At 44.0% G+C, this 17485-nt stretch carries 18 protein-coding genes; 10 read left to right on the top strand and 8 right to left on the bottom strand.

The annotated features are described in order from the left end of the window. Window positions 1–198 precede the first annotated feature (198 nt). Complete coding sequence (locus MJ612_RS14210) at window positions 199–927, bottom strand: hypothetical protein (protein ID WP_187031090.1); 729 nt, start codon at window positions 925–927, stop codon at window positions 199–201. Between the two features lie 22 nt (window positions 928–949). Continuing rightward, window positions 950–2272, bottom strand: a complete 1323-nt coding sequence (locus MJ612_RS14205) for an amidohydrolase (RefSeq protein WP_187031092.1) — start codon at window positions 2270–2272, stop codon at window positions 950–952. A 126-nt stretch (window positions 2273–2398) separates the two neighbouring features. Between MJ612_RS14205 and MJ612_RS14200 the strand changes: the two genes are divergently transcribed. The 4 genes from MJ612_RS14200 (at window position 2399) to scpA (ending at window position 7455) form a co-directional block, all read left to right on the top strand. After that, a complete protein-coding gene (locus MJ612_RS14200; RefSeq protein ID WP_187031094.1) occupies window positions 2399–2782 on the top strand; it encodes a YkvA family protein in 384 nt (127 codons plus the stop codon). 76 nt (window positions 2783–2858) lie between these two features. Then, window positions 2859–4697: a methylmalonyl-CoA mutase subunit beta gene (locus MJ612_RS14195; RefSeq protein ID WP_187031096.1), complete on the top strand. Its 1839-nt coding sequence runs from the start codon at window positions 2859–2861 to the stop codon at window positions 4695–4697. Then, entirely contained in the window at window positions 4678–5139 is a 462-nt protein-coding gene (locus tag MJ612_RS14190; RefSeq protein ID WP_187031098.1) for a YybH family protein, read from the top strand. The genes MJ612_RS14195 and MJ612_RS14190 overlap by 20 nt, the downstream gene beginning before the upstream one ends. 165 nt (window positions 5140–5304) lie before the next feature. Continuing rightward, window positions 5305–7455, top strand: a complete 2151-nt coding sequence (gene scpA / locus MJ612_RS14185) for a methylmalonyl-CoA mutase (RefSeq protein ID WP_187031100.1) — start codon at window positions 5305–5307, stop codon at window positions 7453–7455. A 154-nt stretch (window positions 7456–7609) separates the two neighbouring features. Here scpA and MJ612_RS14180 read toward each other — a convergent pair whose 3' ends face one another. Then, on the bottom strand, window positions 7610–8407 hold the full coding sequence (locus MJ612_RS14180) for a hypothetical protein (RefSeq protein ID WP_187031102.1): 798 nt from the start codon (window positions 8405–8407) through the stop codon (window positions 7610–7612). A gap of 114 nt (window positions 8408–8521) precedes the next feature. Between MJ612_RS14180 and MJ612_RS14175 the strand changes: the two genes are divergently transcribed. After that, the gene (locus MJ612_RS14175) at window positions 8522–9067 is read left to right on the top strand and encodes a metal-dependent hydrolase (protein ID WP_187031104.1); all 546 of its coding nucleotides are present in this window, start codon (window positions 8522–8524) and stop codon (window positions 9065–9067) included. 75 nt (window positions 9068–9142) lie between these two features. Here MJ612_RS14175 and MJ612_RS14170 read toward each other — a convergent pair whose 3' ends face one another. After that, window positions 9143–9946 carry a hypothetical protein gene (locus MJ612_RS14170; protein ID WP_187031106.1) on the bottom strand — a complete coding sequence of 268 codons (804 nt, stop codon included), beginning with the start codon at window positions 9944–9946 and terminating at the stop codon, window positions 9143–9145. A gap of 165 nt (window positions 9947–10111) precedes the next feature. On the opposite strand from MJ612_RS14170, the gene MJ612_RS14165 reads away from it, so the two are divergent. The 4 genes from MJ612_RS14165 (at window position 10112) to MJ612_RS14150 (ending at window position 12355) form a co-directional block, all read left to right on the top strand. Continuing rightward, window positions 10112–10510 carry a hypothetical protein gene (locus MJ612_RS14165; protein WP_187031108.1) on the top strand — a complete coding sequence of 133 codons (399 nt, stop codon included), beginning with the start codon at window positions 10112–10114 and terminating at the stop codon, window positions 10508–10510. 102 nt (window positions 10511–10612) lie between these two features. Further along, window positions 10613–10819 (top strand): hypothetical protein, encoded by a 207-nt coding sequence (locus tag MJ612_RS14160; protein ID WP_187031110.1) that lies wholly within the window; start codon window positions 10613–10615, stop codon window positions 10817–10819. 72 nt (window positions 10820–10891) lie between these two features. After that, a complete protein-coding gene (locus MJ612_RS14155) occupies window positions 10892–11125 on the top strand; it encodes a hypothetical protein (protein ID WP_187031112.1) in 234 nt (77 codons plus the stop codon). Window positions 11126–11230: 105 nt separating this feature from the next. Further along, the gene (locus MJ612_RS14150; protein WP_187031114.1) at window positions 11231–12355 is read left to right on the top strand and encodes a YncE family protein; all 1125 of its coding nucleotides are present in this window, start codon (window positions 11231–11233) and stop codon (window positions 12353–12355) included. 81 nt (window positions 12356–12436) lie between these two features. Here the strand turns inward: MJ612_RS14150 and MJ612_RS14145 are convergent, their stop codons facing one another. Next, window positions 12437–13840 carry a DUF5723 family protein gene (locus MJ612_RS14145; RefSeq protein ID WP_187031116.1) on the bottom strand — a complete coding sequence of 468 codons (1404 nt, stop codon included), beginning with the start codon at window positions 13838–13840 and terminating at the stop codon, window positions 12437–12439. 274 nt (window positions 13841–14114) lie between these two features. Here MJ612_RS14145 and meaB point away from each other — a divergent pair, with 274 nt between their 5' ends. Then, complete coding sequence (gene meaB / locus MJ612_RS14140; protein WP_187031118.1) at window positions 14115–15095, top strand: methylmalonyl Co-A mutase-associated GTPase MeaB; 981 nt, start codon at window positions 14115–14117, stop codon at window positions 15093–15095. Window positions 15096–15157: 62 nt separating this feature from the next. On the opposite strand, the gene folB is transcribed toward meaB, so the two are convergent. The 3 genes from folB to MJ612_RS14125 are packed head-to-tail and all read right to left on the bottom strand — an operon-like array spanning window position 15158 to window position 17423. Then, window positions 15158–15514 carry a dihydroneopterin aldolase gene (gene folB, locus MJ612_RS14135; RefSeq protein ID WP_187031120.1) on the bottom strand — a complete coding sequence of 119 codons (357 nt, stop codon included), beginning with the start codon at window positions 15512–15514 and terminating at the stop codon, window positions 15158–15160. Further along, entirely contained in the window at window positions 15514–16497 is a 984-nt protein-coding gene (locus MJ612_RS14130; protein ID WP_187031122.1) for a DivIVA domain-containing protein, read from the bottom strand. Before MJ612_RS14130 ends, folB begins: the two co-directional genes overlap by 1 nt. After that, window positions 16494–17423 carry a WD40 repeat domain-containing protein gene (locus MJ612_RS14125; protein WP_187031124.1) on the bottom strand — a complete coding sequence of 310 codons (930 nt, stop codon included), beginning with the start codon at window positions 17421–17423 and terminating at the stop codon, window positions 16494–16496. The genes MJ612_RS14130 and MJ612_RS14125 overlap by 4 nt, the downstream gene beginning before the upstream one ends. Window positions 17424–17485: the final 62 nt, after the last annotated feature.

Below are 17485 nucleotides of genomic sequence, written 5' to 3'. Positions count from 1 at the left end.
ATATCGCGCTTGTGGCACAACATCAAATAACCTGCCAACGGTTTCATAACTTAAGTTAAGGTTTATATCTTAAAACTTATATATTTTAAACACTTTATAGTTTAGGACATAAAAAGCCCAGTAAACTGGTGCTGCAATAGCACCAGTTTACCAGGTTAAAGTAAGTATAATTAGAGTTCAATGAATTAACAGTAGCTGTTATTCAATCCATACTCTACCATCTTCTATTTTGCCTGGAAAATTTGAAAACATGCTCTGATCTAATTCAACTTTCTTACTAAACTTATCAGTCTTACTAAATTTGTAAATGGAAATCTTATAACTCACTGTTCCTGTAGCCAGATTACCTTTATCAATAGTTTGGCTATTTGAACTAGTATTGGTAGAAATAATATCAAAGCCTTTTAACTCAAATTTAGCTTGATCTAGCTCTGCAAATTTTACTCCACCAGCTGAAAATTCATGAGTTATTTGGTCGTCTCTCTTTTCACTTTTCAATTGGTTTGGAATTCGCTGTTCAAGAATTAAATAGTTCTCCCTTCTAAACTCAACCACTCTTACCCATAGCCCTTCCTTTTTGTCAGCTGGTAGTGCTGGTACAATATTCAATTTTATTGAATCGGTTTTAACAGTTATATCTCCGAATTTAAAATCAAAAGGCCCAAACTGTTTTATTCCAGGCTCTGTAGCAACATTTGAAAACTTAAGAGAACCGCTTCCATAGAAGTTATCCTGTATTTTACTAAATTCTTCTATGGTTTTGCTTTTCTTCTTTTCAAGTGTCTCAAGATCTTCTTTTTTAAGTGTCATAACTATCTCTATCTGCTCCCCTACCCTTGGGCTTGGATTTTTAACAGATAATTGAGAATGCTGAGCATAAACACTTAAGGGAACAGTAAAGAAAATTAATAGAATCAGGTATCTCATTATTTTGCTACTTTCATTTCTTTTACAATGCTTTCTTCCCTTTGCCTTCCATATAGTTCAGCGTCAGGTGAGTCAGGGTTTTTACGCCCAACTTCATACCAGCTTCGTCTATATGGAAATCAGGGGTGTGGTGTGCCGGTGCATTTTCAGGTTTTGTGCCTTTTTTCATGCCACCCACAAACAGGTATAACCCCGGAATTTTCTCCTGAAAGAAGGCGAAGTCTTCGGCTCCTGTTACTGCTTTACTAAGAATCACATTTTCGCGGCCAGCAACTGCCTGCAGTGTTGGCAGCATTTTACCAGTTAAAGCAGGGTCGTTAAAGGTTACCGGTGTCTGCGGATGAAAAGAGACTTCGGCGGTGGCACCGGCGCTTTCGGCAATCTTAGTAGCTGTTAGCTTTACCTTCTCATGTATCTTTTTCTGCATCTCGGTGTTCAGGGCACGTATGGTTCCTTCCATCTTCACCTCCTCCGGTATAATGTTATTGCGCACGCCACCGTGTATACTTCCCACCGTTACAACTGCAGCATCTTCCGCAAGTTCGGTTTGCCTGCTGATTATAGTTTGTAAGCCATTTATGATCTGTGCAGAAACCACGATCGGATCTACTCCAGCCCACGGGTAAGCGCCGTGCACCTGCTTGCCTTTCACATTTATTCTGAAGATATCGGCACTGGCCATAGTACCACCCGGTCTATACTTTATCTGCCCCACTTCAGTCTGAGAGTTAATATGCAGGCCAAAAATAACTTCCGGCTTGGGACCTTTGGTCAGTACCCCTTCTTTCACCATCAGGTAAGCGCCGCCTTCTTCGCCTATCGGAGCACCTTCCTCGGCAGGCTGAAAAATAAATTTTACCGTGCCTTTCAGATCCTTTTTCATACTTGCCAGAATCTCAGCTGCACCTAACAACATGGCAATATGTGTATCGTGGCCGCAGGCGTGCATTACCCCTACTTCCTGCCCGTTATAAGTACTTTTTTCTTTGGAGGCGAAAGCCAGGTCAGCACGTTCTGTTACAGGCAATCCATCAATATCGGCACGCAAAGCCACCACAGGTCCGGGTTTATCTCCTTTTAAAATACCGACCACACCGGTGTGCGCCACGCCGGTTTCTACTTCAATGCCATACGACTTCAGCTGCTTTGCAATTTTTGCCGCTGTTTTGGTTTCCCTGTTACCTAGTTCCGGGTACTGATGATAATCGCGACGCCATTCTATTACTTTAGGCTCTATTTTATCGGCCAAGGCATTTGCCTTCGCGAGTAGTTTGGTATCCTGCGCCTGGGCAGACAAGGTAAGTAAGCCGGCACCAAGTATAGTTAGTAAAGCTTTCTGTTGCATATAAGTGAGTTTTGTATTCAGTGAGTTTAAGTAGAAATATAGTAATTAATCCTACAAATACATACAACCATTTACACACGGCACTTAGAAGAGAACTCCTACCCTGCTGCTTCCCGTAGTATAAATATGCTCCGCAACTGGAAAGAGATTGTTCGTAAACTGAAAGAAGATATTTATACTTTATACCTGGCTTCGCGGGACCCGCGCATTCCGTTTATGGCTAAAGTGGTGCTTGTACTTACAGTAGCCTACGCCTTCAGCCCCATCGACCTGATTCCGGATTTTATACCTGTGCTGGGTTACCTGGATGACCTGCTGCTATTACCCCTTGGCATATGGCTAAGTATAAAATTAATGCCTGCTGATGTGCTGGAAGAATACCGCCAGAAAGCCCGCCAGACCTTACAGCACCCACGAAAAACCAGTTACACTATGGCTGCCGTGATCGTTATTATCTGGTTACTGATCGGGTATTGGGTATACCAAGCCTACATTTCACGTATTAAATAAACCAGCGCTAAAAGCTGAACCTATTAAAAACATAAAGTAAAGTATATCTTTACATCAAATTATACCTATACCTAAGATGACGGACGAGAACAAACATACTCAGAAGCTATTCTCGGAATTTACTCCTGCCACGGCAGCCGACTGGGAAGAGCGCGCCCGTAAAGACCTCCGCGACACACCCCTGGAGCAGCTCACCTGGCATACCTACGAAGGCATCGATGTCAAACCTTATTATACCAAAGAAGACGTACAACAACTGCCTGCGTTACAGCAAAAGCCTGGTACTTACCCGTACCTGCGCGGCAGCAAAACAGATGCAAACACCTGGCAGAACATACAGGAAATTAAAGTAGACGGCGATAGCAATGCTGCCATAGACAAGGCTGCAGATGCACTGAGCCGCGGAGCTGACGGAGTACATTTTATACTTCCACACCCCGATCACTTTGACATTGTATACCTGCTGGGCAAAATAGACCTGAACAAACATTTTGTAGCCTATACATTACCCAACAAACTGGATCACTTCCCGAACCGCCTCTACAGCAAACTGGCGGCAAACCAGGTATCACCTCAAAAACTGCGTGGTTTCATTAAGTATGACCCCATGACCGCCAAGGGGGAACTGTCGAGGGAAGAAAATAAAGCTATAGTTGAGGTTCTGAATCTTGCCAAAGAAAGCCCTGAATTTTACGGCATCACCATTAGTGGTACTAACTTCAGCAGCATTGGTGCTTCGGCTACCCAGGAAATTGCTTATACTTTAAGTGCTGCTGTTGCTTATATGCACCGCCTGACTAATGCAGGAGAATCTGCGGAATCTGTGCTCCAGGATATGCAGTTTCATATGGCAGCTGGCACCAATTATTTCTTCGAGATAGCAAAACTGCGTGCTATGCGCCTGCTCTGGGCTGCCGTGGTTGATGCGTATATGGCTCCGCCTTCGCTGGCTGCCAGGTTGCGCATCCATAGCAGTACATCCAGCTGGTACCAAACCACCCTGGACCCATACGTGAACATGCTGCGTGTAACTACTGAAGCCATGTCGGCAGTTATTGCCGGTGCTGATTCGCTTACGGTTTCTCCATTCGACAGTACATTCAGATCTTCAGAAGAATTTTCGGAGCGCATAGCCCGCAACGTATCTATTATACTGAAAGAAGAAGCTTACCTGGATAAAGCCATTGATCCGGCTGCCGGCTCTTATTACCTGGAGTCACTCACGAATCAGCTGGCAACTAAAGCCTGGGAACTATTTCAGGAAGTAGAAGCCAAAGGTGGTTTTGAAGCAGCCTACGAAAGCGGATTTATACTTGGCTCGATCACTGAAGTAAGCCGCCGTAAGTTCCGTGATATTGCTACTGGCCGTATGGTGCTGGTTGGCACAAACAAATATCCGAACCCGAAAGAAAAAATAGATTTTGACCCGGAAGAGCTTATTCAAAGCCATGAGTTTGATACCACCCGCGCTGCTTATCCAACCGAAGTAATGCGTATGGCCACTGAACTGCATTTGCGCAAGCGCCTGCGCCGCCCTAAAGTTATAGTTGCGGTTATCGGAGATGCTGAGAAACGCCAGGTAAATGCCAGCTTTGCAAAAGAGTTCTTTAGCTGTGCCGGCTTCGATACCGAGATGCAACAATACAACAGCGTTGAAGAAGCATCAGATAAATTACAAAGTACAGCCGCTGAGGTGTTAGTGGTAGCCTCTTCTGAAGCCGCTTATATACGCGAGTTTGGTCCGCGCCTGCGCAGCCACCATGCCAAGCCAACTATGATTCTGGCTGACAACCCACAGCACATGAAAGATGAAATGATTGCTAACGGGTATGATGAATTTATTTTCGAGGACTGCGACATGAAGAGCATCCTGGACTTGGTTCATAGAAAATTGCATGGCAACAATGGCCAGTAACCTGAAACTACTTTACCTGACACTACTAACTATGGCTGCTACAACTATACTTTCGTCGTTTACCATGCCTAAAGGCGATGCCGTACAGGAAGTAAAGAAAGCGCTGGAAGGGCAGATTGCTGCCTGGAACAAAGGCGACCTGGAAACAGCCATGACCTTTTACTGGAACTCTCCGGAAATGCTCTGGGTAAGTAAGAACGGTACCGAAAAAGGATATCAGCAAGTATACGACATGTTTCTGCAGGACTTTACTGACCGCAGTAAAATGGGAATTTATACTTATGAGCCGCTGCACATAGAGCAGGTATCTGATAAAGCCGTATACTTTGTTTTCCGGTGGAAGATAGAACTAGAAGGCGAACTGTTGATGGGAGGTGTATCATCGCAGGTCTGGAAGAAAATTGGCAGCCGCTGGGTAGTAACCTCCGAGCACGCCAGTTAGATTTAATTAAGAATTTTGAATGAGTGATTGAGTGAATAATTATGAATTTAAACTCGCTTAAACTCTCATTCTGGACTATAAAGATAAATGGATTTTGATGAGCGGATGAACTGATAGTAAACCTATTCACACATTCACTCAATCACTCATTCATAATTAAGATAAATGAAGCCTGATTTTTCGAAAATAGACATAAGTAAAGTTGCGGCAGCTAATGGTACACCAGCACCAGCTGATGCCAACGTCTGGAAAACGCCGGAGCAGATAAAGGTAAAGACCTTTTATACTTCGGAAGATGCCGCGCACTTTGAACACCTGGATTTTACTGCCGGTTTACCGCCTTATTTACGTGGCCCCTACAGCACCATGTATGTGCAAAAGCCCTGGACCATTCGTCAGTATGCCGGTTTCTCTACAGCTGAGGAAAGTAACGCCTTTTATCGCCGCAACCTGGCTGGCGGGCAAAAAGGTTTGTCAGTAGCTTTTGATTTGGCTACACATCGTGGTTACGACTCCGATCATCCGCGTGTAGTTGGCGATGTTGGTAAAGCCGGTGTGGCTATCGACTCTGTGGAGGACATGAAAATCCTGTTCGACCAGATCCCGCTGAACGAAATGTCGGTTTCCATGACTATGAACGGTGCAGTGTTGCCGATCATGGCGTTTTACATTGTGGCTGCTGAAGAGCAGGGGGTAAAACCGGAGCAACTGAGTGGTACCATTCAGAACGACATCCTGAAGGAGTTTATGGTGCGCAACACCTACATCTATCCGCCGGAGCCAAGTATGAAGATCATCGCCGACATCTTCGCTTATACTTCTAAAAAGATGCCGCGCTTCAATTCCATTTCCATATCGGGGTACCATATGCAGGAAGCCGGCGCCACCGCTGATATTGAGCTGGCTTATACCTTGGCTGATGGCCTGGAGTATGTGCGCACCGGTTTGCAGGCAGGCATGGACATCGATGATTTCGCGCCGCGCTTATCGTTCTTCTGGGCTATTGGCATGAACCACTTTATGGAGATCGCCAAGATGCGTGCTGCGCGTATGCTTTGGGCTAAACTCTTGAAGCAATTCAACCCTAAAAACCCGAAATCTTTAGCACTTAGAACACACTGCCAGACCTCAGGCTGGAGCTTAACCGAGCAGGACCCGTTCAATAACGTAACCCGAACTTGTGTAGAAGCTTTAGCGGCTGCACTTGGTGGAACACAAAGCTTACACACCAACGCCTTGGATGAAGCCATTGCCCTGCCAACTGACTTCTCTGCTCGTATTGCCCGAAACACACAGATCTATATTCAGCAGGAAACCAACATTACCAAAGTGGTTGACCCTTGGGGTGGCTCTTATTACGTGGAAGCTCTGACGCACGAGCTGGCACATAAAGCCTGGGCATTAATAGAAGAAGTGGAAGAACTGGGTGGTATGGCGAAGGCTATAGAAACTGGCCTGCCTAAAATGCGCATTGAGGAAGCCGCTGCCCGCAAACAAGCCCGAATAGATGCTGGCAAAGACATTATAGTTGGCGTAAACAAGTATAAACCAGAGCAGGAACAGGAAATCGAGATCTTGGATATCGACAACACAGCCGTTCGTGAATCGCAGTTGCGAAGACTTGCCAATGTTAAAGAAAACCGTGATCAGAATACTGTTACAAAAGCACTGGAGGCACTAACAAATGCGGCACAGTCTGGTGAAGGCAATTTACTGGACCTGGCCGTAGAAGCAGCTCGCCACCGCGCTACGTTGGGCGAGATTTCAGATGCCTTAGAGAAAGTATACGGCAGACACAAAGCAGTAATAAGAGCTATATCAGGAGTGTATTCAGCAGAAATAACCGACGACGAGAATTTTGAGCGTGCTAAGGCATTAGCTGATCAGTTTGAAGAACTGGAAGGCCGCCGCCCACGCATTATGGTTGCCAAAATGGGCCAGGATGGTCATGACCGCGGCTCTAAAGTAATCGCCACCTCCTTCGCCGACCTCGGCTTCGATGTGGACATTGGCCCATTATTCCAGACCCCAGCCGAAGTAGCCATGCAAGCCGCCGAAAACGACGTGCACGTGGTGGGTGTAAGCAGTTTGGCAGCCGGCCATAAAACACTGGTTCCACAGTTGATAGAAGAACTCCGCAAGCTAAACCGCGATGATATTATGGTTATAGTTGGCGGCGTTATCCCGGCCCAGGACTACGACTTCCTGTTTAAAGCTGGCGCTGCAGGTGTGTTTGGTCCGGGAACTATTATCTCTGTTGCCGCACAGAATATTTTGGAGAAGTTGATCTCTAATGTTAATGAGTTAGAGAGTTAGAGAGTTTAGGAGTTTAAAAAAAGATTAAAGGCCGCAGTTGACACATTTCAGCTGCGGCCTTTTTGCTTCTGCCGCCGGAATTATTTATCAGCTTTTAACCTCTAATTACTGATATCTTTATAAGCAGATTAGTCGCATGGATTTTACCATTTAACTAATTACATTGGTAAGTATAACTAATGTTATAAAATCTTCGGGTTCCGGTATCATCTGTTAAGGTTACTTTTGAGGGATAACCATTACCATTATATTCATAAGTATAATATCCTTCAAAACCTTTATTTACACTACCATCTTCATAGACAGATTCATTACTTTCTTTTCTATGATTATTTCTTGAACTATAAATCGGATCTAAAAATATTCCCTTTAAAGCACTGTGATAATTGGGTTTATCATCATAATCTTCATACCGAGTGCGATGCATTAATTTACCTGTACTTATAAAGTAAGTTTCTGTTAAAACTATGTTTTCATTCTCATCATAAGTATAAACTGACTTATAATCTCCCATAATCTGTTCAATCACTTTATTATCAGTGCTATACTTAAAAGATTGTATTTCTTCTTTTAAACCTATATCTGAATAAGTATACTTCTTCAAAAGGCTTACTACCCCATTAATGTACTCGTATACAGTATATTCTATAGGCTCATCGTCAACATATACATCGTATTTTACCAGCTTATTATCAGCATCATAAGAGTAAAGATGGAGATAAATACTATTCCCAGTAGCTGATTTATATACTGCTCTTTCTTTAACTAAATAGCCATCAGAATTATATTCCAGTGTACTTAATACTCCATCACCCTGATCACTTTTTACTATTCTACATTCTCCCTCAGCCAAATTAGTAGGCTGATCATTTTCTTTTTCCCAGCAGCCTGTAATCGTTAAAGAAATAATTGCTAATAGGATAATTAATTTATACTTACTAAGTACATGCATTTGCTTGTCTATATTAATTACTAAATATATAACACAAGATATATAAATTAGAAATCATATCATCATTATATATTATTTATTCAGAATTTATATTCATAAAGTATAACCTAACGTATGGCATCAGCATTTGCACACGCTGTAGCAGCTTTAACTATCGGTAAAACTTACCCAAGCAAGTATACTTCAGCTAAATTCTGGCTACTTGGCGCGCTTTGTACTATACTTCCGGATGCGGACGTGGTAATGTTTAAGTTTGGGGTGCCTTACGAGCATTTGTTCGGGCACAGGGGCTTTTCGCACTCACTGGTTTTTGCAGTTATACTAGGGGTTATAGTTACAGCTGTTTTCTATAGAAGTATAAAACTCATAAGTATACAGGGGATAGTGTTTACACTTTTCTTTACGATCTGCACTGCTTCGCATACTTTGCTGGATGCGCTAACTAACGGTGGTTTAGGTGTGGCTATATTTGCCCCTTTCGATAATACCCGCTACTTCCTACCCTGGCGTCCGATACAAGTCTCCCCTATTGGTGTTGGCAACTTCTTTAGCGAGTGGGGCTGGCGGGTCATTAAAAGCGAACTGCTGTGGGTAGGCTTTCCTTCTGTAGTTTATATTGCTTGTGTTGTTCTGATCAAGAGCGTTAGCAAGAAAAGCTAAAACACAAAATAAAAGAGCGGGCTCCTGAAGAAGCCCGCTCTTTTATTAATTAGAATTTATAATATCGCTAACGGATTAGTTACACTGGTAAGTGAAGTTGCTTATAAAATTACCAATCGGAGTGGTCATAGTAATTTTTGTTGGAAGATTATTGCTGTTATAAACATAAGAATAAGTAGCAGACATTGATTGTGGTTCATCTTCAACAATAAATGTCATAGTAGCTTTCAAAGGATTATTCTTGTTAGTACCAGACCATGGATCAAAAGCACCTTTCATAGCAGCTGCATAATTGATCTTATTATCGTAGCTTTCATAAGTAACTGTCATTTCCTCAACATCATCAGTTAAATACACCGTTTTGGCTACATTCCCTTGATTATTGTAAGTATGCTTAGTTGTAGAGACAGTTTCAGTACCTTCACCATCAAAACCTTCTGAATAAATCTCATTTACTTCAATAACACGGTTACTGCCATCATACTTTATAGTCATATGTCCATTTGGTTCACCGTCAGCATAAAACCACTCTGCCTTAGTTATATTTCCATTCGTGTATGTATACTCAGTATAAGCGGTTAATTCATCAAGCTCATACTCTTCTTCCCTTACTAACCGATTCTGATTATCATATTCAAATAAGGTGTAGGTTGACTCATCTTCGGCGTTTATAGCTTTACTTACTTTCCCATTAGAGTTATACTCTAAATTGCCTCCAACGCTTCCGAACATAGTCTCTACATCCATAGAAGTTACTTTACAGGCTGTTTCGGTGCCAGTATTTGGTTGCGCATCATCATCCTTATCGCCGCAGGATGTTAAAACTAGTGCTGAAGCTACGAACAGGCTCAGCAATTTGCTGGTAATGTTTAATTTCATTGTTTTATTTTGTTAGATAGATTGAATAATTGGCAAAGTTCATATTAATATATCAATCCTACAATACTTACTTTTGGGTATGTCTGAAAATTTATAAAAAGAAGACTTTCTCTATAATCAGAATTCTAAGCAAACAATAAATACCGGTTCCTATAACTATACTTTATGAAATTAAAATACTTGTTAATAGCCATTGTAGCAGTCTTAGCACTTTGGTTTATTTATGATTCTTTTTCGCAGCCCGGCCCACAAAACCTGGAAGGAGATTTTAAAGAGGTCGCTTTTTACCGGAATGAGAATAATACCGGCCCTATTGTGAGAATATATGCTGCAACAGTAGCAGACACTTTGTGGACCAAGATGAAACAGTACGGAGATTTTATGCCGCACACCAAGTATGGCAACACCAAAGTATACTTCTTTTTAAGCAATGGCCCGTCACCTGAAAAAGTATCAGCCGACGATCAGCACATATCGGCGCAGTACCAGGAATCTTGTATTGCTAAGTATGAAAAAGATGCAATGGGTATGGTTACTTTCATCAAGTTTCCGTTCCGTCGCTAACTATAGTTAAGTATAGTATTTAAGTGTTAGTGCAGAAAATAACACCTGTGAATGTCTTGCTTCCGTACAATATAAGATAGTTAAACCTTAAGAACGGATACAATGAAAAAAGCAAGAATAATACTTTTGGGCGCTGCATTTAGTGGTACTACTTTATTTTTAACATCATGTGGTGGCGGAAATAATGCTAATAATGATGCCCAGGACGAAACTTCTATTGAAACAGAAGAAACACAAAACAATGGTACTATGCAGGATGATATATCAGAGGATACAACCATGATGGGAGATACTGCAACAACTATGTAATGGCCGTCCTGCAAATCTTTAGCCAGGGTTTTATTTAGTTTGATGCATTTGATAACAAAGACAAATATGAAAATGAAGCTTAGAAATATCGCAGCTGTACTGCTGCTAAGTGTACCCTTACTGCTAACAGCCTGCGATACAGGTGAGAACCGCGACATGCCACCGGAATCAACTACCGGCAACACCCAGGAAACCGGTGTGGAAGGATCAGGTGACTTACCAGGCACAGCCGCTGAGGATACGTCGGAATATGTAAATGAAGTAATCGGGGACGATAACGCAGCATCCGGTGATAGTATACAATAACTATAAAGTAAACAACAGAAAAGGACAGGTGTAAGCTTGTCCTTTTACTTTTAGAAACTGGCACTACGTTTGCAACTGCCGCGTTATTGGTAAAATGCATACATCATGATCAGATTTAAACACCTGGCAGCAGCTTTTATACTTTGCTGTGCTGCTATTGTGGCCCAGGCACAGGGCGAACAAAAGAACTGGTACTTCGGCAAAGGTGCCGGCATTACTTTTACCGGCGACTCAGCAGTAGCTGTAACCAATGGCAGGCTTAATACAGAAGAGGGCAGCGCCAGCATTTCTGATAAAAACGGTAATCTGCTGTTCTACACTAATGGCATCACGGTCTGGAACCGCAACCATAAAGTAATGCCAAATGGCAATGGGCTGTTGGGCGGCAATTCATCAACACAATCGGCACTTATACTTCCAAAACCCGGCAGCGAAGCCATCTACTATATTTTCACGACCGATATACAAGCGCAGTCTGATGGGTTACGCTATAGTATACTAGATATGAGCAAAGACAATGGCAACGGCGACATCGTCTTCAAAAATACGTTTATGATAGCTCCGGCCACCGAAAAGTTAACTGCAGTGCGTCACAAAAACGGCAAAGACTGGTGGGTCATTGCGCATCGCTGGAACAGTAATGCCTATATGTCTTTCCTGGTTTCGGAAGAAGGAGTTGCCACAGAGCCTGTGTTGAGCAATGTAGGTACGGTGCATGGGGGCGCCAACCGTAAAGCAATCGGCTATCTGAAACCGTCACCGGACGGCACCAAACTGGCAGCAGCTCTCTGGAACGACAACAGCAATTTTGAGCTACTTAAGTTTGACCGTAGTACCGGCAAGGTATCTGATCCTATACTTTTTAAAGGCTTTTCCGAGGCTTATGGTATAGCCTTCTCACCGGATGGCAGCAAACTTTACGGAACAACTAATAACAAAGGAACGGGCAAAGGCCAGATCATACAGTTTGACCTTCGGGCTGGCACCCCGGATGCCATAACAAAATCAGCAACTATAGTAGCTACTTCCGGCAGCCCTACGCTCGGCTCGTTGCAACTTGGGCCAGACGGCAGAATTTATGTAGCCCGCAGAGATAACTTATACCTGGGTGTGATCTATAAACCAAATGCTAAGGGCAAAGCTGTGCAGTATAAAGACAATGGTTTTAGGCTGGCCGGCCGAAAGAGTGACCTAGGCTTACCTAATTTTGCACAGGATGTAAAACGATAAAGACGTTTAAACTATAAAAACAGAAAGGCCAACCTACTATAGGTTGGCCTTTCTGTTTTTATAGTTTAAGTATACTTCAGCTTAAAGAAGCTGTGGTTTACCGATCTTAAATCTCAGGAAGCCCATGGCAACAGATGCTCCCGGGTTATTTTTTGTGAATGGAGCTGTTACGTCGCGCATACCTATACCAAACTCATATACCGGCGATGTAATAGCAAAACCAAAAGGAATATTAACCTTATCACCTGCCCCTGAAGAAACACCGGAGCTCAGGCGGAATACCGGAACCGGGGAGAAATCTATACCTAAGCCTACAAAATCGCCGGCAAGGTTACCTGGAGCTTTGTTGAGCGGCGCCACATAGTCAACACCTACTTCAACACGCTGGCCAATTTTAACACCAGCACCAAAACGGAAACGTGTAGGCAGGCTTACTTTCATTTCACTTACCGGAGAGAAAACCAACGCGCTGTCAACTATAGACCGGGCCATTTTGCCAGCGTCTTTCCAGAAATCATTATTGTTTGCACCGTCTTCTGCCATTTGTTCCAGCGTAAAGCCTTTGTCCTGACCTTCCAGCAGGTTCTCTGTCCACTTAATGTTACCAATATCGGTTACCGAAGCACTTACTTTTACAATTTTGATGATCTCAGCAGATAAACCAAGATCTACCCCATGGCCACGTCCAACGGGGTTCAGCAATCCGTCTGCACCATCGTAGTTAAATTTCGGATCATCCCTATAGTCATCGTAATTGGCATCCAGCACCGGAGAGAAAGCGTTGTAAGCTTTTACTTTGCCACCTTTTGCACTGAATTCGTACAAGCCTAATCCCTGCAGATATTTGTAGCCGACACCACCATAAATATTGATCAGTGGTAGGTCCATAATTTTGCGGCCGTATGCCAGGTTCCATTCATTTACCCACGACATTTTTATTTCAGAGCCATCAAACAGTTCAGAAACATATAATGTCTCATCAGGCGCTACCTCGTTAAACATAGAAGCATCCTGACCTAGGAAAAGCAACTCAGCAAAGTTTTTGTTAAAGCCGGCATGGCCCAGCATACGCTGCCTGTTGCTGATGGCAAAACCACCGATCTTAGGCAGGCTAACTGACAATGCTAACGTATTTACATCTGCACCTATGTTCAGCACGTTGTCGCTGGTAAATGCGCTGGCAAGCTCCTGACGCTCTGCCTCTCCTATAGAGGAATCAGAAGTTAATTTGATAGCATTTTTTAGGGTTCTGCGGGTAAAAGCCTGCGAGCTGTAGTATCCACCGAATTCAGCTACTGTAAAGGAGATAAATGATGTGCTTCTGCCCAGGTTGGCAGGGTTTACCCCTATTGCTTGGTAGTCGTGCACAAACGTGTTCATTACACCACCACGGCTCACAACAGAGTAGCTGCTGCTCTCAGACTGTGCCAAAGCGGTAACCTGCCCTACCAGCAAAGCTGTGGCAGCCAAAAGTACCTTTTTCATAAAACGGTTAAACAATAATTATTTTAAAAGGAAGATCAAGCCTTTACCTAACCTGGTTTTTAACCACATAGCAAGCAACTATAAGCTAAGCTGTTAGTACAGGTAATGGTATTAAGCGGGGCGCAATTTCTGCTTTTTTCCTGAATATCAGAATATAGTTACTATAAATTATATAAGTAAATTGAATTTGGATGTAGCAGTTTACCTGAAGTATAATCTACCACTCATTATGCTAACTTTGTGAAGCCCGACGGCAGCTTTAAATTATACATCTATGGCTAAAAGATTTTCTACTGACACTTATGTGAATGGTATTTTAAGCGGAGACCGGGTACTGCTGAGCCGTGCCATTACATTGTTAGAAAGCAAATTACCACAGGACCAGGAACTGGCCCAGGAAGTGATAGATAAAGTATTGCCTTATGCTGGGAATGCTGTGCGCATAGGTATAACCGGCGTGCCGGGTGTAGGTAAAAGCACCTTTATAGAAGCATTTGGCAACTACCTGATAGAGCACGAACAGAAGAAGCTAGCTGTACTGGCTATAGACCCTACCAGCCAGCGCACCGGCGGAAGTATACTCGGCGACAAGACCCGTATGGAGTCGCTGTCTATAAACCCGCAGGCTTTTATCCGTCCTTCTCCGGCTGGGAAATCGCTTGGTGGTGTTGCCAAAAGTACCCGTGAAACCATTATACTTTGTGAAGCCGCCGGTTTTGATGCCATTATCGTTGAGACTGTTGGGGTTGGCCAGTCTGAAACGGCGGTTCATGCCATGGTTGATTTTTTCCTGCTGCTGATGCTGGCCGGTGCGGGTGATGAGCTGCAAGGTATAAAACGTGGCATCATGGAGATGGCAGATGGCATTGCCATTACCAAAGCCGACGGCACTAATGCAGGCAAAGCCAAAGCTGCCCGCGCCGAATACCAGAATGCCCTGCACCTTTACCCCATGAGCGCCTCCGGCTGGTTGCCCAAAGTATCCACCTGCTCCGCGCTACTACAAACCGGCCTCGACACCATCTGGCAAACTATAGCAGACTATCTAAAGCTGACACAAAACAACGGTTACTTTGAAAAGAAGCGCCGCGACCAGAACCTGCAATGGATGTATGAAGCAATCCGACAGGGGCTGGAAGATAATTTCTATGCACACCAGCAAGTAAAAGAGCAGTTACCAACTATAGCCGAACAGGTTAAGCTGGGACAAAAGTCTGCTTTTGCCGCTGCGCATGAGTTGCTGAAGTTGGTGTAACTATAAAACAAAAGCAGCTGATCCATTTCTGAACCAGCTGCTTTCTATCAATAAGTATCTTTTTACCTTGCTTCTTCTAAGGTAACCTTAGCCCATTTGCAGATGCCTCCGAGCGGTGGGTTATACTTGTAAACGCTTACCTTCACCGACTGCACAAACGGAAACCGCTCGTATACTTTGTCGATGATACGGTGGCCGAGGTGTTCCAGCAGGCGAGCCGGCACTTTCATTTCTTCCAGCACCAGCGCGTACAGCATTTCGTAGTTTACGGTTTCATCCAGGTTATCAGATTCAGCGGCACGACGCAGGTCGGTGTTTATGATCAGGTCGATGCCATACTTGTTTCCGATCTTCTGCTCTTCGTCGTAAAAACCATGGAAGGCAAAGAACTCCATGCCTTCCAGTGCGATCTGCCCCATTAGGCTATTTCGTCGAAGAAAGAACCTCCGCCTTGTTTAACAGCAGCACCGTTTGCAGCAAACGCATTGCGCGACGGCTCTGTTAGTGGTGGCTGAATTTCTGGTTTGTCTGGCTGCACAGGCTTAATTTCCGGTACTGGTTGCTCAATATCCGGTGCAGGCACGCGGCCCGGGTAATCCGGCTTTATAGGCTCGATCTCAGGTGATGGCACATTAGGCACAGGTGTTACCGGGTTTGGGATCTCCGGGTGTGGCTGTGTTACATCTGGTGCCGGGTCGCCAAGCGGATTGTACTCTTTGCCATTGTTCTGCACAACTACAGGTGCGTTGGCTGCTGTAGATGCCGGTATCTGCTGTGGTATAATTTCTATTGCTGTTGTATCCATGTCTTTCAAGGTTTTCAGCAGCTCTGTGTTATCAATTGTTACATTGGCTGCTCTTGAAAGCATACTGTTTACCGAACTCTTAGGTTTAGCTTTTGTACGCTCCACTTTTTCAAGGGCTTCGTTAGCCAGGTTCTTCAGGTCACGTACCATGGTATCCAGGTAGCCTTCCATGCGCTGGTATTCCTGCTCCAAAGACTTAACTTCTTCCTGCATTTCTGCTACCATTCTCTCGGTCTGGCGGGCTGCATCTTCCAGGACCTGGCGTGCCTGGTTGCGGGCTTTGTTCAGCAGTTCATTGGCCTGCAGCTCGGCTTCGCGGGCACGTAGTTCAGCCGACTTGGTAGCCTGCTCCAGTATGTTGTTTCCAGTATCTTCGGCTGTTTTAAGCGTTTTATAAAGCGATGATTCTACTTCGCGCAGTTTCTGGGTTTCGCGGTTAGCGGCATCCAGCTTCATACGCAGGTCTTTGTTTTCATCCAATAACTTTTCCCACTGCTGCGACAGTGTCAGCAAAAAAGCATTTACTTCATCCTTGTCTAATCCTCTGAATGCCTTCTCAAACGTTTTTTGTCTGATGTCTAACGGTGTAATCTTCATAACGCATTAAAATTTATATCCCAAACCGAAATGGTACGGTCATCGCTACACGAAACTAACTGATTCTGATGAGCCGACCAAAATAATTTATTAACTGATGTGCCGTGGCTGGCATTGCGTACTTTGTCTATCACCTTCAACAACTTAAAGGTTTCTGCGTCCCATACTTTTATACTTTTATCCATGCTACAGGTAGCAAAATAGCGGCCATCGGGGCTGTAGGTGATGTGGTTTATAGTATACATGTGCGCAATCACATAGCCGCGTTCTTTATACTTGTTTTGTACTTCCCAAACCCGTAAATGGGCATCACGGCCGCCTGTTAAAAGCAACTCGCCGTTTGGTGAGTAAGTCAGGGTAAACACCGAATTGGTGTGGTTCTGCAGCTCATACTTCAGGTCAAACGAAACGGCATCAAATATTCTGACTGTGTGATCGCTGTAGCCGGCTGCCAGTTCTCTGGTTTTATGGTTGTATGCCAGGCTACGTACACTTTTCTCTGATTTCCGAATCATCGTTTCCAGTTCAAAGGTATCAGCAGCAAGTACGGCTATACTTCCGTTGGCGAGCCCCATGAATACTTTATTTACATCAGGAGCGTACACAATATCAAAAATGGCTACCTTGGGCAACGGCACCGACTTTACTATTTTCTTTTCCTGAACATCAATTACCTGCAGGCCGTCGTTGTTCTGCCCAACTAGCAACAGGTCGCGGTCCGGGAGGAATTTAATGGCGTAAACAGAGCTTTCGGTACGGGCAATCAGTTCGCCATTTTCAGGGTCGTTCAGGTTCCAGCGCACAATCAAGCCATCACCGGCAGCTGAGTAAAAATGCGCCTCATCCGCAGACTGTTCCAAGCTATAAACACAATCGCGGTGGCCGGTAAGGGTGGCTATTTTCTGTACTTGTACGTTGCTTGCCATTAGTAAAATCAGCGTAAATTAAATTTTAGCTAAATTTACGATTTACCCGGCAGCCCCACAAA

Origin of the sequence: Pontibacter deserti, from assembly GCF_023630255.1 — a bacterium.
Classification (GTDB): Bacteria; Bacteroidota; Bacteroidia; order Cytophagales; family Hymenobacteraceae; genus Pontibacter; species Pontibacter deserti.
The sequence above is the reverse complement of the archived record's forward strand: the minus strand, read 5'-3'. Positions and strand labels throughout refer to the sequence as shown.